This is a genomic window from Aequitasia blattaphilus (genome assembly GCF_024721305.1).
GTDB classification, from domain to species: domain Bacteria; phylum Bacillota; class Clostridia; order Lachnospirales; family Lachnospiraceae; genus Aequitasia; species Aequitasia blattaphila.
In genome coordinates this window covers 253,680-273,660 of record NZ_JAMXOD010000001.1, presented here as the reverse complement: position 1 = coordinate 273,660, position 19,981 = coordinate 253,680, and the positions used below count along the sequence as shown (strand labels likewise).

General features: G+C 40.5%; 22 protein-coding genes and 1 riboswitch. All 22 genes read right to left on the bottom strand.

The genetic code is table 11. The features are described from left to right. Positions 1–54 precede the first annotated feature (54 nt). Positions 55–1,017, bottom strand: coding sequence for a tRNA dihydrouridine synthase DusB (dusB, locus tag NHH15_RS01340; RefSeq protein WP_262064836.1), 963 nt, complete (start codon positions 1,015–1,017; stop codon positions 55–57). Between the two features lie 9 nt (positions 1,018–1,026). Next, positions 1,027–1,797 (bottom strand): type III pantothenate kinase, encoded by a 771-nt coding sequence (locus tag NHH15_RS01335; RefSeq protein ID WP_262064835.1) that lies wholly within the window; start codon positions 1,795–1,797, stop codon positions 1,027–1,029. After that, the gene (locus NHH15_RS01330; protein ID WP_262064834.1) at positions 1,788–2,123 is read right to left on the bottom strand and encodes a DUF6145 family protein; all 336 of its coding nucleotides are present in this window, start codon (positions 2,121–2,123) and stop codon (positions 1,788–1,790) included. The genes NHH15_RS01335 and NHH15_RS01330 overlap by 10 nt, the downstream gene beginning before the upstream one ends. Beyond that, the gene (locus NHH15_RS01325) at positions 2,116–3,099 is read right to left on the bottom strand and encodes a biotin--[acetyl-CoA-carboxylase] ligase (RefSeq protein WP_262064833.1); all 984 of its coding nucleotides are present in this window, start codon (positions 3,097–3,099) and stop codon (positions 2,116–2,118) included. The genes NHH15_RS01330 and NHH15_RS01325 overlap by 8 nt, the downstream gene beginning before the upstream one ends. 1 nt (position 3,100) lies before the next feature. Next, a complete protein-coding gene (gene argF / locus NHH15_RS01320) occupies positions 3,101–4,036 on the bottom strand; it encodes an ornithine carbamoyltransferase (RefSeq protein ID WP_262064832.1) in 936 nt (311 codons plus the stop codon). Further along, complete coding sequence (locus tag NHH15_RS01315; RefSeq protein ID WP_262064831.1) at positions 4,036–4,965, bottom strand: SPFH domain-containing protein; 930 nt, start codon at positions 4,963–4,965, stop codon at positions 4,036–4,038. Before NHH15_RS01315 ends, argF begins: the two co-directional genes overlap by 1 nt. Then, a complete protein-coding gene (locus tag NHH15_RS01310) occupies positions 4,965–5,402 on the bottom strand; it encodes an NfeD family protein (protein ID WP_262064830.1) in 438 nt (145 codons plus the stop codon). The genes NHH15_RS01315 and NHH15_RS01310 overlap by 1 nt, the downstream gene beginning before the upstream one ends. A 3-nt stretch (positions 5,403–5,405) precedes the next feature. Further along, complete coding sequence (locus NHH15_RS01305; RefSeq protein ID WP_262064829.1) at positions 5,406–6,185, bottom strand: TrmH family RNA methyltransferase; 780 nt, start codon at positions 6,183–6,185, stop codon at positions 5,406–5,408. Then, positions 6,182–6,838, bottom strand: coding sequence for a potassium channel family protein (locus NHH15_RS01300; RefSeq protein WP_262064828.1), 657 nt, complete (start codon positions 6,836–6,838; stop codon positions 6,182–6,184). The genes NHH15_RS01305 and NHH15_RS01300 overlap by 4 nt, the downstream gene beginning before the upstream one ends. Positions 6,839–6,850: 12 nt before the next feature. Beyond that, complete coding sequence (locus tag NHH15_RS01295; protein ID WP_262064827.1) at positions 6,851–8,230, bottom strand: TrkH family potassium uptake protein; 1,380 nt, start codon at positions 8,228–8,230, stop codon at positions 6,851–6,853. A 10-nt stretch (positions 8,231–8,240) separates the two neighbouring features. Next, on the bottom strand, positions 8,241–8,930 hold the full coding sequence (locus NHH15_RS01290) for a response regulator transcription factor (RefSeq protein WP_262064826.1): 690 nt from the start codon (positions 8,928–8,930) through the stop codon (positions 8,241–8,243). Then, positions 8,923–10,422 carry a sensor histidine kinase gene (locus tag NHH15_RS01285; RefSeq protein WP_262064825.1) on the bottom strand — a complete coding sequence of 500 codons (1,500 nt, stop codon included), beginning with the start codon at positions 10,420–10,422 and terminating at the stop codon, positions 8,923–8,925. Before NHH15_RS01285 ends, NHH15_RS01290 begins: the two co-directional genes overlap by 8 nt. A 10-nt stretch (positions 10,423–10,432) precedes the next feature. Beyond that, the gene (gene metK, locus NHH15_RS01280) at positions 10,433–11,620 is read right to left on the bottom strand and encodes a methionine adenosyltransferase (RefSeq protein WP_262064824.1); all 1,188 of its coding nucleotides are present in this window, start codon (positions 11,618–11,620) and stop codon (positions 10,433–10,435) included. Positions 11,621–11,701: 81 nt separating this feature from the next. Continuing rightward, positions 11,702–11,799, bottom strand: a riboswitch (SAM riboswitch). Between the two features lie 20 nt (positions 11,800–11,819). After that, on the bottom strand, positions 11,820–13,112 hold the full coding sequence (locus NHH15_RS01275; RefSeq protein ID WP_262064823.1) for a UDP-N-acetylglucosamine 1-carboxyvinyltransferase: 1,293 nt from the start codon (positions 13,110–13,112) through the stop codon (positions 11,820–11,822). Between the two features lie 70 nt (positions 13,113–13,182). Further along, positions 13,183–13,698, bottom strand: coding sequence for a shikimate kinase (locus NHH15_RS01270; RefSeq protein WP_262064822.1), 516 nt, complete (start codon positions 13,696–13,698; stop codon positions 13,183–13,185). Between the two features lie 71 nt (positions 13,699–13,769). Continuing rightward, positions 13,770–14,429 carry a V-type ATP synthase subunit D gene (locus NHH15_RS01265; RefSeq protein ID WP_262064821.1) on the bottom strand — a complete coding sequence of 220 codons (660 nt, stop codon included), beginning with the start codon at positions 14,427–14,429 and terminating at the stop codon, positions 13,770–13,772. 9 nt (positions 14,430–14,438) lie between these two features. Then, positions 14,439–15,809: a V-type ATP synthase subunit B gene (locus tag NHH15_RS01260; RefSeq protein ID WP_262064820.1), complete on the bottom strand. Its 1,371-nt coding sequence runs from the start codon at positions 15,807–15,809 to the stop codon at positions 14,439–14,441. Positions 15,810–15,812: 3 nt separating this feature from the next. After that, positions 15,813–17,579, bottom strand: coding sequence for a V-type ATP synthase subunit A (locus NHH15_RS01255; RefSeq protein WP_262064819.1), 1,767 nt, complete (start codon positions 17,577–17,579; stop codon positions 15,813–15,815). Positions 17,580–17,605: 26 nt separating this feature from the next. Then, a complete protein-coding gene (locus NHH15_RS01250; protein ID WP_262064818.1) occupies positions 17,606–17,926 on the bottom strand; it encodes a V-type ATP synthase subunit F in 321 nt (106 codons plus the stop codon). Beyond that, positions 17,919–18,887: a V0D/AC39 family V-type ATPase subunit gene (locus NHH15_RS01245; RefSeq protein WP_262064817.1), complete on the bottom strand. Its 969-nt coding sequence runs from the start codon at positions 18,885–18,887 to the stop codon at positions 17,919–17,921. Before NHH15_RS01245 ends, NHH15_RS01250 begins: the two co-directional genes overlap by 8 nt. Positions 18,888–18,902: 15 nt before the next feature. Next, on the bottom strand, positions 18,903–19,496 hold the full coding sequence (locus NHH15_RS01240) for a V-type ATP synthase subunit E (protein ID WP_262064816.1): 594 nt from the start codon (positions 19,494–19,496) through the stop codon (positions 18,903–18,905). 14 nt (positions 19,497–19,510) lie between these two features. Then, positions 19,511–19,981: a V-type ATP synthase subunit K gene (locus NHH15_RS01235; RefSeq protein WP_262064815.1), complete on the bottom strand. Its 471-nt coding sequence runs from the start codon at positions 19,979–19,981 to the stop codon at positions 19,511–19,513.

The window sequence follows — 19,981 nt, the reverse complement described above, 5'->3', positions numbered from 1 at the left end:
TATAACAAAGATACTTTCACAATTTCATCATTATACATGATATTGCAACTCATGTCAATTGCAATATCCTATCTGATCGATTGTTCTTTTCAGGTCCTCATAAGTTGTTACATGATTGATTTGATCACGGATTTTGGCAGAGCCTTTCAATCCCTTAGTATACCATGCAACGTGCTTCCTCATTTCTCTGATTCCAATATATTCTCCCTTATACTCCAGCTGCAGCTTCCCATGATAAAGCATAACCTCCTTTATCTCCTGAAGACTCGGCCGCTCAGGTACCGTTCCATTCTTTTCATAGCTCAGGCAATCTCGAAAAATCCACGGGTTTCCTCGTGCGTATCTCCCGATCATTACACCATCACAACCAGTCAGCTCCATCATCTCTTTTGCCTTCTGGGGAGAGGTCACATCTCCATTCCCTATTACCGGTATCGATACTCCCTCTTTCACCTGTCTAATAATATCCCAGTCTGCCTTTCCGCTATAGTACTCCTCTCTCGTCCTCCCATGAACACTAATTGCTTTTGCACCTGCTTCTTCAACAATTTTCGCTATCTCAACTGCATTAATTTGATTCTCATTAAAGCCCTTACGAATTTTAACTGTTACAGGCTTCTGAATAGCATTTACTGTCTGTCTCACAATTTCATAAACAAGCTTTGGGTTTTTCATAAGAGCGGAACCTTCACCATTTTTTACAATTTTAGGGACTGGGCATCCCATATTAATATCCAATATTTGGAAATCCCTGTCCTCTATCCTCTTGGCTGCTTCACTGATGACCTCTGGCTTTGAACCAAAAAGCTGCAAAGAGACCGGATGTTCCTTTGGGTGAATTTCCAAAAGACCCTCTGTGTTTTTATTGCGATAAAGAAGAGCCTGGGCACTTACCATCTCCATGGACAAAAGTCCTGCTCCCATGTCATTACAAATGCAACGAAATGGCAGGTCACTAACCCCTGCCATTGGTGCGAGAATATATGGATTTTTTAGTTCTACATTTCCAATTTTCATTATTCTTCCTTACTTATGATTCTTATCAAAAATGATTTTCAAACCTTTCAATGTGAGTTGTGAATCGTACACATCAATACACTCTGTTTCCTTATAAATAATCGAGCCCAGACCTCCTGTCGCCACAACCTTCACATTCTCATATCCTGATTCAATTTTCATCTGATTAATAATATACTCCGTTTGACCAATTTGCCCGTACACAATCCCTGCCTGCATACTGGTAATGGTTTCCCTTGCCAGGATTGATTCCGGTTTTTTCAGCTCAATTGCTGGAAGCATAGCTGCCTCAGCCCACATTGCCTTAGCAGATGTTCGAATTCCCGGAGCAGTTATTGCTGCTTCAAATGTCCCCTTTGGCCCCACCAAATCATAGGTAGTGGCAGTCCCAAAGTCTACCACAATTACAGGTCCACCATGAAGAACATAGGCTGCCACAGCATCTACAATCCGATCCGGCCCAACCTGCTTTGGATTTTCCGTCGCAATACGGATACCTGTTTTTGTTCCTGCTGAAACGACAAAGGGTTTTTTGTTGAAATACTTAATAAAAGCACTTCCTAAAGAGTGCATAACATCCGGCACTACAGAAGCAAGAATCACGTGACTGATATCCTCGATTTTTAACCCTTGACCTTCTACCATGCTTATTAAATCAACACCAAACTCATCCGATGTTCTCTGCGCTTTTGTCGTCATACGCACAGTTCCTATTAACTTGTCTTTATTAAATATTCCAATGGTGATGTTTGTGTTTCCTACGTCTACAACTAGTAACATTCCTTATCTCCTCCCATAAATACTTTGTAAAACATTTGCAAGGACTGTAAAAGATCCTGATGTTTTTCTTGTATTTCCTTAATCTTAAGCCTGCTACCAATTTCATCAAACATGGGATCTCCCTCTGTGGAAGAAACTTCCAACTGTAGTTCCCCATTCTCATCAAAGACAATGGTTAATATACCACCCACATCATTTACGTAAAGCACACAAAGAACCCTTAATTCCTCTTTAATCTGATCCGGCAAAGCATCAAATTCAGGATTGAAATAATATTTCACTTCGTAAGAATTGGCACCACACAAGACAACCTTTTCATCATACATATCCATACACTCCTCGAACGGAAACTTCTCCGGCATAAATGTTGGCAAAAGTTCCATCTTCTTTTCTAATCTTTAGCTCCCCTTGATCCGAAATTCCCAATCCTGTTGCCACATAACCATGGTCACCCTCAACAATTCGAACCTTTTCCCCAATATTAATCAGATGCTTTTCATATACATTACGAAGCTTTGACAAATCCTTCGTTTCCAAAAAAATACGATAGTTCTTTTCAAATCCTTCCAGGATTCTTGCAATTAAAAGGGAACGCTTTACCTCTTCTCCTCCAGACAGTGCAAGAGAGGTTGCTTTTTCCTTAATCTCCTCAGGAAAGTCTTTTTGATTTACATTAATTCCCACTCCAACCACCACATAGTTGATGTAATCCACCTGGGCACTCATCTCTGTAAGAATGCCACAGACCTTTTTTTTCTCGACAATAATATCATTTGGCCATTTTATTTTTGTGGATAAGCTGGTGACTGCTTCAATTCCCTCTGCTACGCTAATTGCCATTACGTGAGTCAGCATCGGCGCAAGATCCGGCGAAAATGAGGGGTATAAAAGAAGACTCATATAAATATTGCTTTTCTTAGGAGAATCCCAAGAACGGCCACGTCTACCTTTTCCCTGAATCTGACTGTCAGCAACAATAAGAGTCATTTCCTTCTCTTTATCCTCTTCCGCTAACTTTTTTCCTATGGTATTTGTGGAATCAACTTCATTAAAAAAATGAACGGAAATAGCCTTTTCTCCCATTGCCAACTGGCTTTCCAGCTCAGCCTTACTTAGGATATCTCCCTTTTGAATCAGGTGATATCCCTTGTTTTTGACTCCTTCTATTTCATGCCCTTCTTTTTTCAGCTGCTCAATCGCTTTCCAAACTGCAGTTCTGGAAACATTAAAATGCTCACTTAATTCCTGCCCTGACAAATGACCAGAGCACTCTTTCAGCATCCTTAGAATTTCAGATTTCATGTTATTCTCCTAGCGTTGCAACCATAACTGCTTTGATTGTGTGAAGCCGGTTTTCCGCTTCATCAAATACGACAGAGGCTTTGCTGTCAAAAACTTCTTCTGTTACCTCGTTTCCTTTTACCGCTGGTAAACAGTGCATAAAAATAGTCCCGGAATTTCCTGTGCGTTCCATCATCTCTTTATTAATCTGATAAGGGCGAAGCAAATCCACTCTTTCCTTTGCCTTCTCTTCTTCTCCCATAGATACCCATACGTCTGTGTAAAGAACATCCGCATTTTTTACAGCCTCTACATCATCTGTAATCGTAAGCGCCGCTCCTGTCTCCCTTGCATAGCCTTTACAAATTTCAACCAAATCTTCTTCAGGCCACAAAGATTTTGGTGCAACAATTGCCACATTTACTCCCGTCTTTAGAAGTCCTATCATCAAAGAGTTCGCCATATTATTACGGCCATCTCCCAGGTAAACAAAATTCAATCCTTCCAGCTTTCCGAACTGTTCTTTCATTGTAAGCAAATCAGCCAAAACTTGTGTCGGGTGAAAATCATCTGTCAAACCGTTATAAACCGGTACTCCACTATGTTTTGCCAGTCCTTCCACATCACTTTGTTTAAATCCACGGAATTCAATTGCATCAAACATCCTTCCAAGGACTTTTGCTGTATCTTCCACACTTTCCTTATGTCCAAGCTGAATTTCACTTCCTGCCAGATACGTAGGGTTGGCTCCTTCATCTGCTGCCGCCACTGTAAATGCACATCGCGTTCTGGTGGATGGTTTTTCAAAAATCAGGGCAATGTTTTTCCCTGCTAAAGCTTCCCCTTTGATTCCGGCTTTCTTCTTATCTTTTAGCTCTTTGGCAAGATCCACCAGGTATTCGATTTCTTCACGATTAAAATCCTTTAATGTAAGTAAACTTTTCCCCTTCAAGTTCATTATTTTTCTTCCTTTCCTGCTACCTCTGCCAATGATTTTGCAAGACCTGCAATTCCTTGGATTTCAGAAGGAATAATAATCTTTGTTGCCTTTCCATCTGCCGCCTTTTCAAAGGCTTCCAAACTCTTAATTGTCAGAACAGATTGATCTGCACCAGCTTCTTTCAAGAATACAATACCGTCTGCGTTCGCTTTTTGCACCTTAAGGATTGCTTCCGCCTCACCTTCCGCTTCACGGATCATCTTTTCTTTCTGAGCCTCTGCGCGAAGAATTGCCGCCTGCTTTTCAGCCTCTGCATCCAAAATAACAGATTCTTTTTGTCCTTCTGCTACCAGAATTGTAGACTTCTTTTCACCTTCTGCACGAAGAATTGCTTCTCTTCTTTCACGCTCTGCCTTCATTTGTTTCTCCATAGCATCCTGAATAGCTGCAGGAGGAATAATATTTTTAAGTTCCACACGATTTACTTTGATTCCCCATGGGTCTGTTGCCACATCTAAGGATGCACGCATTTTCGTGTTGATTGTTTCTCTTGAGGTAAGAGTCTGATCCAATTCCAAATCTCCGATAATATTACGAAGAGTCGTTGCTGTAAGGTTCTCAATCGCCATGATTGGATTTGCAACTCCATAGCTGAATAGCTTTGGATCTGTAATCTGGAAAAAGACAACCGTGTCAATTCTCATTGTAACATTATCTTTGGTAATAACTGGCTGTGGTGCAAAGTCAACTACCTGTTCCTTTAAATCAACCTTTCTTGCAACTCTGTCAACGATAGGCAGCTTAAAGTGAAGCCCCGTTCCCCAGGTTGCCTGAAAAGCTCCCAATCGCTCCACTACTAATGCCTGTGCCTGTCTTACAATTTTAATACATGATATTAAGATCATAATCACAATAATTAATACAATAATTCCTATTATACTTAACATTATACATTCTCCTTCCGTTCCACAATCAAGTGGACTCCTTCAATTCTTTTTACTTCTACCTCAGTGCCTGTTTCAATCTTACCATGGGGACTCTCTGTCTTAGCTGCCCATTCCTGTCCCTTGACCTCTACTCTTCCTTCTGCCCTTAAAGTATCGATGGGTATGATTACCAAACCCTGTTGACCAATGAGACTGTATACATTCGTCGCCTCTCTGGAATTATTAAAGTGTTTCTTTACCAAAGGTCTGGTTAATATCAAGGATAAGATAGAAATGCCAATAAAAACAATAACCTGCACCATTAAATTTCCGCCTAACACAGCAGCAAAAAAGGCGCATATTGCACCAATTGCAAACCATATGGTCGTCAATCCCATGGTTGAAATCTCGAAAATCAATAGTACTGCAAATGCAATCAACCAATAATAATTTTCCATGCTCTACTCCTCCCTTCTTCTTTGGCGAGCAACTTCAAACATTAAAATCGTTGCCGCAATAGAGGCATTTAGTGATTCTACCTCTCCCTTCATCGGGATATAAATTTTTTCATCTGCCAAATCAGAAATCTCTTTGGTCAGACCATTCCCCTCATTTCCTATTAGAAATCCACAGGCTCTTTGATAGGTTGCTTCATCATAGCTTGCTTCTCCATCTAAATCGGCACTGTAAAGGGTTATGTTGCTGTTTTTCAGCTTTAAAATACTTGCTTTTAAATCATCTGTATAGCAAAAGGGTATCCGAAAAATCGATCCCATTGTGCTCCTGATTGTTTTGGGATTATAAAGATCAGCACAATCCTTACTTAAGAGGATTCCACTTATACCAGCTCCCTCTGCACTTCTTAAGATTGTGCCCACATTTCCCGGATCCTGCACATTTTCAAGAATCAAAAAACAAGGATTTTTCTGCCCCATCAAATCTTCTTCTGTATAGGCTCTCTGCCGAACCACCAACAGAATCCCTTGAGGTGTCTTCGTATCTGACACATATTGAAACACCGTATCAGAGAGAAGTATTGGCTCCTGCTTTTTTTCAAAAAACTGCCGATTGCTCCGATAGAATTTCTCAGTGGTATAAATCTTGAGGATATCAGCCTTTGGAACTTCTCTTGCCATTCGCAGGCCTTCCACAAGATAGGCTTTTTGCTGGTCTCTTTCCTTTTTTTTCTTTTTTAATTGTACCAGTTCTTTCACCTTCGGATTTGCGGTGCTGCTAATCATTCTTCCTCTCCATCCTGAATCTCCTGCAGTGCATCATTGGCCCCCATAAGGATGATAACACTTTTCTCCTCAATTACCTTTTTCGGATCTGGATTTACCTCTACCATGGATCCTTTTATAAATCCTATAACACTTACATCATGATTTTCCCTGATGTTCAGCTCTTCTAATGTCTTTCCAATCCATCCTTTTGGAGTAGCTGTTTCGATAATGCTATAATCCGGAGACAAGCTAATCCAATCAGAAAAGTTTTTTGACACCAGCTGCCTTGCAACGCGTTGTCCCGTTTCTCGTTCCGGGTATACAACAGCATCCGCACCAATTTTCGTCAATATTTTTTCATGGGTAGCATTATTCGCCTTGGCAAGAACGTAGGGCACACCCAAATCTTTCGATGCGATTGTTGCCAAAATACTCGCTTCCATGTTGTTGGCCACCGCAACAATGACACCGTCCAGATTCCTGGCACCCAAGACCTTTATCACCTCTGGATCCCCTATATCTGCACGCATTGCATAGGATACTTGGTCTGCTATCTTTTGTACTCTTTCTGCCGACTGATCCACCGCAATCACCTCACAGCCCAGTTCTTGAAGTGTAAGGGCAATACTTTCTCCAAAATTACCCAATCCTAAAACTGCATATTGTTTCATCTTCTTATTCTCCTATCCAACCAAAATATTTCTTTCCGGTAACTCTCTTATCTGACTCGCAGCATGGCGTCTTCCCCCAAATACTAAGGCAAATGTAAGTGGTCCAATTCTTCCCAGGTACATCATCCCAATCAAAACAATCTGGCTTGTCTTTTGTAAATTAGGAGTAAGATTTGCTGTAAGCCCTACCGTTCCTGATGCAGAGGCGGTTTCATAAATAATGTCAATTACAGGCACACTATCACTCTCTATCATAACAATTGCCATAGTTCCAACCAAATAGATTATCATTGCAAGGAGAGAAACGGCAAAACCAGTTCGAAAATTGCTTTTTGATATTTTCCTGCCGAAGCACTCTGTATCCTCTCCGCCACGAATCACTGCAATCGCTGTCAGTACTAACATTGCAATGGTCGTTGTCTTGATTCCACCGGCAGTACCTCCTGGTGATCCGCCAATAAACATCCATATTGCACCAAAAAGCTTTGTCTCATTATGAAGCACATTCTGGGGCAAGGTAAAGTATCCAGCCGTTCTCGTTGTAACAGACTGAAATGCAGCACTCATTATTTTATCACCCACAGAAAATTTCCCCATTGTTTCCGGGTTATTATATTCAAAGAACAAAATTGCTAAAGTCCCTGCCACCAGCATAATAGCCGTTGTTGTCAATGCAATCTTTGAATGAAGATTCAACCTTGTAAACCACCATTTCTTAGGAACTTCATGTTTACGAATTCTTTTTCCATTGTCTACGATGTCAAACCAAACAATAAATCCTATTCCACCTAATATAATAAGAAGCATTGTATTAATATTAATCAGAGGATTATGTACAAACTCTGCAAAGCTGGTGCTTCCTAAAATATCAATTCCTGCATTGCAAAAAGCGGAAATCGAGTGAAAAACAGAGTAGCCGATTCCATTTATCACTCCATAATGAGGAATAAAATAACAAGCATAAACTGCTGCACCCACAGCTTCTACAAAAAAAGTGCCCAGAACCGCTCTTCTGACCATCTTCACCATACCGCCTGGACCATCTGAGCTATACGTTTCAGAAATAATAACTCTCTCACTAATTGTGATTTTCTTTTTAATTAAAATGAAAAACCCTGTCGTACAGGCAATAATACCAAGGCCACCAATCTGAATCAACAGAAGCAGGATTACTTTTCCCAGCAAAGTAAACTGAGTAGCCGGCACAATTGTAACAAGACCAGTCACACAAACTGCTGTTGTAGAAGTGAATAATGAATCCAGAAAGGTAATGGGCTCATTATTACAGATAGGTAACCAAAGAAGGAAGGCACCCAGGAAGATTGTTCCTAGGAAACCTCCCGCCAAAATTCTCATTGTATCCCATCTCAGATTTCTTTTCTTTGTATTCATCGTTTCCACCTTATACCTTGAATCGGTATCCGACTCCCCATATGGTTTCAATATATTGAGGATTTGAGGTATCGACTTCTATTTTCTCCCTTATTTTTTTAATATGTACTGTTACCGTTGCAATATCACCAATGGATTCCATATCCCAGATTTCCCGGAACAGCTCTTCCTTTGAATAAACATGGTTTTGGTGCCCTGCCAGGAAGGTCAGCAAATCGAACTCCTTGGTTGTAAAGGTCTTTTCTTCTCCATTAATCCAAACACGTCTCGCTGTTGTGTCTATTTTCAGCCCTCTGATTTCAATAATTTTATTCGCTTCTATGGCACTGCCCGTTAAGCGGTCATATCTGGAAAGATGAGCTTTTACTCTTGCTACTAACTCGCTTGGACTAAATGGCTTTGTTAAATAATCATCTGCTCCCAGTCCCAAGCCTCTAATTTTATCAATATCATCTTTTTTCGCCGAAACCATGATGATTGGAGTATTCTTCTTATCGCGGATTTGCTTACAAATTTCAAACCCATCCACTCCCGGAAGCATAAGATCCAGGATAAACAAATCATACTCTTCTTCTAATGCCTTTTTTAATCCTGATTCCCCATCATTTTCTGTCTCTACCTCAAAGCCGCTCAGCTCCAGATAATCCTTTTCCAGTTCTGCGATTGCGACTTCGTCTTCTACAATCAGTATTCTACTCACCTATCGGTACCTCCTGAAATTTTCTCAGAACAAAATACACTGTTGTTCCAATTCCTTCTTTGCTTGTTGCCCAAATTTTGCCTCCGTGCTCTTCGATGATTTTCTTCACAATCGAAAGTCCTATACCGCTGCCACCCTTCGATGAATTCCGGGAAGCATCTGTACGATAGAACCTTTCAAAGATATGAGCCAGATCCTTTGCTGCAATTCCTTTTCCATTATCTTCCAGCTCCACCTGTACAAAGTCACCAATATCCTTCACCCGCATCTTAATTACAGGTTCATCCTTATCCATGTATTTGATGGAATTATTTACAATGTTATGAACAACTCTTCGTATCTGCTCCGCATCTGCAATAATCATAGTATTCGGATCCGCGTCATTTCTGTATTCAAATACGACTCCCTTTGACTCAAGTTCGAGTGATAAATCTTCGGAAGAGTCCCCAAAATACCCATGGGTAGAAAGAGTGGCAAAATTATACGGAATACGATTGGTATCAATTTTAGAATAAAGAGTAAGCTCATTGATTAGTAAGTTCATCTCATTAGCCTTATTATAAATGGTTCGTATATATTTGTCCATTTTTTCTGGCGTATCTGCCACTCCGTCCATGATTCCTTCCGCATATCCTTTAATTGCAGTCACTGGTGTTTTCAAATCATGAGAAATATTACTGATTAATTCTTTTGACTCACGGTCATAAATCAATTTTTCTTCTGCATTATCTTTTAGACGTTTTCTCATATCCTCTAAGTCTTTGCAAAGCTGTCCGATTTCGTCATCTGCAACTGGTGACAGTTCAAAGTCCAGATTTCCTGCCTTGATGTTTTTTGTTGCTTTTTGCATCTTACCAATTGGATTGATTATACCTCTGTAAATCCAGTAAATCAATATCCCCGACATGAGAACCAAAACCACCATCACACCTAATGCAACATTCCGAAAGAAACGTCCTATATCTGGAATCACATTTCCTGCATCCGAGACAATAAAAGCTGTCCCTTTTTCCTGATTCGGATAGGTAAAATCGATTTGCTTTACCAGTGCTTCTGCGGTACCAACATAGAGGCCATCATTTCCCGCTTCCTCTCCATGTATCTCTGCATGTGGGGGCAGATGGGCAATTACCTCGTCTACATTTTCTCCATTGCTTCCCTGATAAATAATGTCCTCAGACTTCCGAATAATTAAATAGGAATCCTCTTGCTCTAGATGTTTGTTAAACTCATCCAAATATTTGTCGTCTTCCAACTTCTTCGGATCCTCCATAGATATGTGAAGCAGCTCCATATAGTGCTCCTCTGTCATCATTGAGGTGATTTGAATAAAGTTTGAAAGACTGCCTATCGTGGTTCCTGATATGTCATAATTGTCCTTAATGGTATTAATTTGAACCCTGCCAATTACCTGGATAACACCAAGGATTATTGTAAGGGGAATGGCTACCATAAAGAAAAAGGATAGAATTAATCTGGTTTTTAGCTTCATCGTCCTACCTCTAAAGATATTTCTTTAAATCATCCGTCTTGTTCAGACTTTCCCATGGGAGCTTGATATCGTCTCTTCCAAAATGGCCATAGGCTGCGGTCTGCTTGTAGATTGGTCTGCGCAAATCAAGCATTTTAATAATTCCTGCCGGTCTTAAATCAAATTCCTTACGGATAATCTCGGTTAAATCATGGTCTGATATTTTACCAGTTCCAAAGGTGTCCACCATAACAGAAGTGGGGCTTGCCACTCCGATAGCATAGGACAACTGTACTTCACACTGTTCTGCCAATCCAGCTGCTACGATATTCTTTGCAACGTAACGAGCCGCATATGCTGCCGAGCGGTCCACTTTCGTACAGTCCTTTCCTGAGAAAGCTCCCCCCCCATGTCTTGCCATACCGCCATAAGTATCTACAATGATTTTTCTGCCTGTCAATCCACTATCTCCATGAGGTCCACCTACTACAAATCTTCCTGTTGGATTGATAAAGAATTTTGTGTCCTTATCTACCATATCTTTCGGAAGTACCTTTGCAAAGATATGCTCCGCAACATCCTGATGGATTTGTTCCTGGCTAACTTCCGAATCATGCTGGGTAGACAGTACCACTGCATCTAATCGTGTTGGTTTTCCCGCTTCATCATATTCCACTGTTACCTGGGTTTTTCCATCTGGGCGAAGGTATGGTATGGTTTTATCCTTTCGAACCTCTGTCAGCCTTCTTGCAAGTTTATGAGCCAGGGCTATTGGGTATGGCATATATTCTTCTGTTTCATTGGTTGCATAACCAAACATCATTCCTTGATCCCCTGCTCCAATCTGATCCAGCTCTTCCTCCGTCATTTTCATTTCCTTTGCTTCAAGAGCTTTGTCTACTCCTAATGCAATATCCTTGGATTGTTCATCAATTGCAAGCATCACTCCACAGTTGTCTGCATCAAATCCATATTTTCCTCTTGTATACCCTATATCGCGAATGGTATCTCTTATGATTTTCTGCATATCCACGTATGCATTGGTTGTGATTTCTCCCATCACCATAACTAAACCTGTTGTTGTGCAAGTCTCACACGCCACCCTGCTCATAGGGTCCTTTTCCATAAGTGCATCCAATATTGCGTCGGAAATTTGATCGCTCATTTTATCTGGATGTCCTTCTGTTACTGATTCTGATGTAAATAGTCTTCTTTCCATTTTAATTCTATTCTCCTTTGTTTAATAATTTTAAAAAAACAGTCCTAAAAAGGACTGCTTTACGTGATTCATAAACCAATCCTTTTATTGTTCGATTACTCGCTCAGGTGAGCACCTACCACTTAATGGGGGTTGCCGCAGTTTCACAGATCCTTCGTCTCCACTGCTCTTAATAAAAGGGATGTTTCCATATTCTATTTTATCCAATTTTTAACTTGAACTTTTGAATCTCTTTCTCTGAGGAAACTTTTTCAATAAGAGCCCCTATGCCACGGAGTTTTTCTTCAAAGTGTTCATATCCTCGTTGAATATACACAATATCATCTACTATGGTAATACCATCTGCTGCCATTCCGGCAATACACAATGCCGCACCAGCTCTTAAGTCTGGAGCACTTACTCTTGCTCCGGTAAAGCCTTCGATTCCTTCAACTGTTGCTGAATTTCCTTCCACTTTTACCTTTGCACCCATCCGTGCCAATTCATCTAAATACTTAAAGCGGTTTTCAAATATGCTTTCTGTGATTGTACTGGTTCCTTTACAAAGAGCAAGAATAACTCCTATTTGAGGCTGCATATCTGTAGGAAATCCGGGATAAGGTAGTGTCTTTACGTGGGTAGACTTTAGGTTTCCTTTCGAAACAACTCGGACAGCATCATCAAACTCTTCCACTTCACAGCCCATATCCTTTAGCTTTGCTATGGTTGACTCTAAATGCTTTGGTATCACGTTTAAAACAGTGACGTCTCCCTTTGTTGCCGCTGCCGCATACATAAAAGTACCTGCTTCAATCTGATCTGGAATCACAGAATACTGTGTTCCATGAAGAGATTTTACGCCACGGATTTTAATGACATCCGTACCCGCACCTCTAATGTTCGCCCCCATACTGTTCAAGAAATTGGCAACATCTACCACGTGAGGTTCTTTTGCCACATTTTCCATGATGGTGATTCCTTCTGCTAAGCAGGCCGCCATCATTACATTAATCGTAGCACCCACCGTAACCACATCAAAGTAAACGTGTTCACCCTGAAAATTATGTGCTTCCGCTACAACTTTTCCATGTTCAATGGAAATTTCTGCTCCAAGAGCCCGAAAGCCTTTCAGATGCTGGTCGATTGGTCTGCTCCCAATGTTGCATCCTCCCGGAAGAGCTACTTCGCCTCTTTTGTATTTCCCAAGCAAAGCTCCCAGTAAATAATAGGATGCTCTAATCTTTTTAATATAATCATATTCAACACTCATGTTCCTGATATTGGTTCCATTAATCTTTACTGTGTGTCTGTCTACTCTATGTACCATTGCACCGATTCCTTCAATGGCATCCAGCAAAACATTAACATCATTTACATCTGGAAGGTTGTCAATTAATACAGTATCGTCTGTCATAATAGCAGCTGCAAGTATCGCAAGGGCAGCATTTTTGGCTCCGCCAATTTCCACCTCGCCCACTAAAGGGTGCCCGCCTTTTATCACATATTGTTCCATAAATACACCTCTTAATTTCTTTTGAATTCTTGGCTATTATACCACATATTCCCCATTTGTAAAATGTTTTTCACATATTCGTAATTGTTTCGTAATATTTCATGACCGTACTAATCGTTTGATTGATGGTGAGTCCTTCTTGAGAAACCGTTACATCGGCGTATTTTTCAAAAAACGGAAGTCTCTCTTCATACAGATCTTTTAAAGTTTGTCCTTCCTTTAATACAACCCCTCTTCCTGCTGCATCACTAATTCTTTTTTCTATTTCCTTATAATCCACATCCAGATAAACAACAACCCCTATTTCTTTGAAGTGCTTCATCGCTTCCTCACAATAAATCACACTGCCTCCGGGAGAAATCACTGCCTGCTCCACATCTAAGTCTCCATTTACCTGATTCTCTATTTTAAGAAATCCTTCGATTCCCTCTTGTTCTATAATCTCTTTCAGTAGTCTTTTTTCTTGCTGCTGAATTAATAAATCCGTATCAATAAACTGATACCCCATTCTTTTTGCCGCCACTACTCCAATTGTACTTTTCCCTGAAGCTGGCATGCCAATTAAAATCAAATTGTTTTTTTTCATAATTTGTGTATCCTTTAAATTACCGAGACCAAATCAGCCGAAATTTCCAGCTCCATTTGGTCTCGATTTCTTTATGCTCTTTCGCTGTATTTATGCGCGTCTTCGAGCATCATATCTTTTACCTTCATCAGTCGAACCTGAGAACTTCTTTCGTTCTCATCTAATTTCATCGTGATGTATTTTATACTTTCCTGAGTTTGAGGAATAATAACGTGTTCCAAAGCATTTACTCTTCTTCTAGTCTTTTCGATTTCCGAAGCCATTAACTGGCATGCTTTTTCCACTTCCGCTAATTTCAGCATATCTTTTAATACTTGAGACAATGATTTTACCGCTCCATCAAGATCGCTGGATGTAAAAGCAAAACCATAGGAGTAGATGTCATTTTCATCCTGTGTTCTTGTTTTTGTATTAAACACAGGAATGTTTACACTCATAACATTCTTTTCCTCTACTTCTAATTGAATCTCTTGTTTTGGAGACATTAATGCCGTATTAAGAGTCGCTTCATCCATACTGGCTTTTGCCATTACAAAATTGCGGTTTGCTCTCTTAATTCCCTCTTCCACACCTCGTCTTAAATCCATATTGGAACGAACCAGCTCCAAAAATTGACGCATAAGCTCATCTCTTTTATCCTTTAACAGCTTATGGCCTTTTCTTGCAGTAACCAGCTTTTTCTTTAGACGAGTAAGCTCCATTCTGGTTGGTGTTACCTGGGTAGATGCCATATTATTCACCTACTTTCCATAATACTCATCTAGGTATTTGTCATCAATACGTTTAAGCTCTGTTCTTGGCAGCATGCGAAGAAGCTTCCAACCAATATCCATAGTTTCTTCAATAGAACGATCTGTATTGTATCCTTGAGAAACGTATTCTTTTTCAAACGCATCTGCAAAATTTGCATACTTAATATCCATTTGAGTAAGAGCTGCCTCACCAAGAATAACCATCAGTTCTTTTGCGTCCTTACCACGGGCATAGGCTGCAAAAAGCTGGTTCATTACATTACTGTGATCTGCTCTCGTTTTCCCTTCACCAATACCTTTGTCCTTAAGACGTGAAAGTGACGGCAAAACATCGATTGGCGGCTGAACGCCTTTTCGGTATAAATCTCTGCCCAGAATAATCTGTCCCTCTGTAATATATCCTGTTAAGTCAGGAATTGGATGAGTTTTATCATCTTCAGGCATAGATAAAATCGGAATCAATGTGATACTTCCATCTTTTCCTTTTTGACGTCCCGCTCTCTCATATAAGGTTGCAAGGTCTGTGTAGAGATATCCCGGATATCCTCTACGTCCTGGTACTTCTTTACGAGCTGCTGATACTTCTCGAAGAGCATCTGCATAATTGGTAATATCTGTCATAATAACCAACACATGCATATCCTTTTCAAAAGCAAGATATTCCGCAGCTGTCAGTGCCATACGAGGTGTTGATATACGCTCAATGGCCGGGTCATTTGCCAGGTTAATAAAGAGAACAGTTCGGTCAATCGCTCCTGTTTCTTTAAAGGATTCAATGAAGAAGTTGGATTCTTCAAAGGTAATACCCATTGCCGCAAATACAACGGCGAATTTCTCATCCTTTCCTCTTACCTTTGCCTGTTTTGCAATCTGAGCTGCAAGGTTTGCATGAGGAAGTCCTGATGCAGAGAAAATCGGTAATTTTTGTCCTCGAACAAGTGTGTTTAGTCCATCAATTGCAGACACTCCCGTTTGAATAAATTCCTGGGGATAGTTTCTGGCTGCCGGATTCATAGGCAATCCATTGATATCTTTTCTGGCATCCGGTAAGATTTCCGGACCACCATCTATTGGTCTTCCTAATCCGTCAAATACACGTCCCAGCATATCCTCCGATACGCCAAGCTCCATGCTTCTTCCAAAGAAACGTACTTTAGAATTGCTTAAGTTAATTCCTGTAGCGCTTTCAAACAACTGTACCAAAGCGTCACTTCCATTGATTTCCAAAACCTTACATCTTCTGGTTTCACCGCTTGCCAGCTCGATTTCACCGAGTTCATCGTAAGTTACATTTTCTACCCCACGAACAAGCATCAGAGGACCGGCCACTTCTTGTATGGTTCTATATTCTTTCGCCATAATTTATAAGCCCTCCCTTTCCAGTATATGGTTAATCTCATCTTTTAGTTCCTGATGGATTTTATCGGATTCTTCCTGAATTTTATCGTTTTCTACATACTTAAAACGACCAATTCGTTCTCTTACTTCCATGCCAATCAAGTCATCAATTGCCGCTCCCTTTTGCAAAGCCTCTTTTGCCTCTACGTAGTAAGCCACAACCAGCTTCATTAATGAGAGCTGTTTTTCCAATGAAGTATACGTGTCAATTTCATGGAAAGAGTTTTGATGAAGAAAATCTTCACGAATGGATCTGGCTGCTTCCATCTTCAAACGGTCTGCTGGTGACAAAGCATCCATACCTACCATCTTAACAATTTCTTCCAGCTCTGATTCTTCCTGTAAAAGGTTCATCATATCCTGTCTGCATTCCATCCACGCTGGAGACACATTTGTGTCAAACCATTTTGCCATATCATCTAAATAGAGTGAGTAGCTGGTCAACCAGTTAATCGCCGGGAAATGTCGCTTATAAGCCAGTGCTGAATCCAATCCCCAGAACACCTTAACGATTCGCAGAGTTGCCTGAGAAACTGGTTCTGAAATATCTCCACCTGGAGGAGAAACTGCTCCAATAACGGATAAGTATCCGATTCTTCCGTCTTTTCCAAGGCCAACAACCTGACCCGCTCTTTCATAAAACTGTGCCAAACGGCTGCCTAGGTACGCCGGATATCCTTCTTCACCTGGCATCTCTTCCAAACGACCAGACATTTCTCGAAGAGCCTCTGCCCACCTGGAGGTTGAATCTGCCATAAGTGCCACAGAGTAACCCATATCACGGAAATACTCCGCAATTGTAATACCTGTATAAATTGATGCCTCTCTGGCAGCAACCGGCATATCTGATGTATTTGCAATTAAAACGGTACGCTCCATCAAGGATTCTCCCGTTTTAGGGTCTTTTAGTTCCGGGAATTCGTTTAGAACGTCGGTCATCTCGTTTCCACGTTCTCCACATCCAATGTAAACCACAATATCTGCCTCTGCCCATTTTGCCAGCTGATGCTGAATAACGGTTTTACCGCTTCCAAAAGGTCCCGGTACTGCTGCCACACCACCCTTTGCGATTGGGAAAAAGGTATCAACTACCCTTTGTCCTGTAATCAAAGGCATTTGAGGCGGCAATTTCTTTAAATAAGGACGTCCCTTACGAACTGGCCATTTTTGCATCATGGTCACTTCTTTGTCCCCTTCTTCAGTGGCAATCACAGCGATTGTCTCTTCTACCGTGAATTCCCCTTCTTTAATTTCTTTTATTGTTCCTTTTACTCCAAATGGAACCATAATTTTTTGCTCAACTACAATGGTTTCTTTAACCGTACCAAGTATGTCTCCGGTTTCTACTTCATCCCCTGCTTTTGCAACTGCTTTAAAGTCCCATTTCTTATCTCTTTTGAGAGAGTCCACTTCAACTCCTCTTTTCAGAGAGTTTCCAGAGACTGCCATAATTTCATCCAGAGGTCTTTGAATTCCATCATAAATACTGGAAATCAATCCTGGCCCAAGTTCTACGGACATCGGTACTCCCATGGACTCTACTGGTTCTCCTGGGCCTAAGCCAGAAGTTTCTTCGTATACCTGAATAGATGCTTCATCTCCATGAATCTCTATAATTTCTCCGATCAATCTCTGATTACTAACTCGGACGATATCGAACATATTAGCATCGCGCATCCCCTTTGCAATAACCAGAGGACCAGCCACTTTTTTTATTGTACCTGTACTCATTTTTATCGATCACCCACCTTTATTTATTATTGATTCCCAAATAATATGTCAGAACCTACTGCTTTTTCTACAGACTGCTTCACCCTGTTGATACCTTCTCCAGTATTATCTGAGATACCGGGTATCAATATAATTGCAGGTGTGATTTGTTCTTCATATTTTTCAATTTCTTCTGTCAGCTTAGACGCTAAGGATTCTGTAATATATATAATCTTATATAATCCACCTGTTAATTCCTTAAGCTTAGTCTTTGCTTCGTTCTCATCATGAATTGGAAATGTATCAATGCCAAGGGTGGCGAAACCGTATATGCTGTCATAATCGCCTATTACCGCTATTTTATACATACATCTGCCTTACCCTTTCCCGGATTTCCTTTTCTGGTAACTGATTTCTTTTACCGGATAAAATCACCCGCACTGTTTTAATCTCATTTTGTCTTGCAATCACATATGCAAAAATTGGACCGATTCCAAATGGATTGTACTTTTCCGGTTGGATTGTTTGAATCATTTTATTATCACACCAACGTTCAAAAGCAGAAGGGGAATGTTCTAATGCTTCCACTCCATCTGCATAAACCGTTGTCCTCAAATAGTCTTTGATACTGTCCACACCAATCTGAGCCGCTTTTGCCAGAGCTTCAACATCTACTGTATCGCACTTTGCAAGGGCTCTTTTTACAAACTCAAGGGATTTCTTCGTTTGGCTGGAACGAAGGGCGGTCTTAATATCTGCCACTGCCACTGTCGTCTCTGCATAATTGGAAATAATAGCTTCTCCTGAGTTTTTACCATCTTTATAGATTGCATCCAACGTTGCTTTATCAATGATTACATCGCATAATTGTCCGTCTTTGGTATGCATAAAGGACTCATACGCTTCTTTCGCTGCTTCCTGCATATACTCTGGAAGGCTTGCGAAATCTTTATTTCTGATGATTTCCATCATCTCGTCTCTATTCAATTCAACATCATCATAAAAGAACTGCCATGTTTCTTTTCCCTGACCTATTGCCTTAATTGCAGCCTTTAGGTTATGAAAAAGATTGGGATAAAATAATACAGAAAATTTTTCTTTATCAACAGACAACTCATTAATTGTTTCCCAAATTTTTTCTTCCTCTTTTTCCAGCATTTTTTCGGGATCTCGAGAAATTTGAGAATCTCCCCAGCCTTTCTCTTCTAAAAAAGAAAGTGCCTGAGGTTCGTCTTTTGCACCCATCAACTGATCGATGATGCTGTCAGAGAATAGAGAAACTTCTAACGCTCTAATTCGAGCAACCGCGTAGGCTAACTGTTTACTCATATACTCCTCCTGCTACTATGAAAATAGTATCTGATGTATTTTATCTCTTAATAAATCCTTCTTATCATCAAACAGAGCCTTTATTGTACAGTTCTCTTCAATGTCGCCGTAAGCCAGCACAAATCCGTTTTCGATATTCTTTGCTTCCTTGGAAACGGTCACACTTCCGCCCTTTTCCTTAGATGCTTTTTCAATCTCACTTAAAAAGTCACTTGGAATACGCTCCAGGTCTTTTGCAGAAAAATAGAGTACTCCTTCTCCATCTCTTACATGACCTTTGAAGATTTCCAACAGAAAAGCGAAATAGGAAACATCATCCAAGGCCTTTATTTTTTCATAGGCACGATTGGTCATCTCATTGATAATTCCTTGCTTTTCACTGAGAAGTCTTGTTCTTCTCTCCATATCAATGGAGGACTCCATTTTCTCCTCATACTTTTTCACTGTTTCATCGGACTTTCTATTCATTTGTTCAAGAGTTTTGTCAGCTTCTTTTTGTGCCTCTTCAATCATCTCTTTGGCTTGCTGATTCGCTTCATTTAGCTTTCCCTGTGCAACTTCTTTGGCTTCTGCTAGAATTTGGTTTTGTACCTTATCTAATCCAGTCACTTACACCACTCCTTCTATACTTGAATTGCACTAACTGCTAAGATTGAGATCAAAAGTGCAAGAATTGCGTAGGTCTCAACCATTGCCGGGAAAAGCATCGCTTTACCAAACTGATCCGGTTTCTTTGCTATGATTCCGATTGATGCTACAGAAGTTCTTCCCTGATGAATCGCTGAAACCAAACCAACAATTGCAAGTGGAAGACACGCTGCACAAATCAAAAGGCCTGTTGTCATGCTAATGTCTGCAGCCTGACCACCTAATAAACCGATTTTTGATAATGTAATAAATGCTACCAATAACCCATAAATTCCCTGTGTACCAGGAAGTAATTGTAGAAGTAATACCTTTGCAAACTTCGATGGATCTTCTGTTACAACTCCTGCTGCTGCCTGACCTGCAACACCTACACCATAAGCAGAACCACATCCTGCTAAAATAACTGCTAACGCAGCTCCTAATAACGCCCAAACTAATCCACTCAT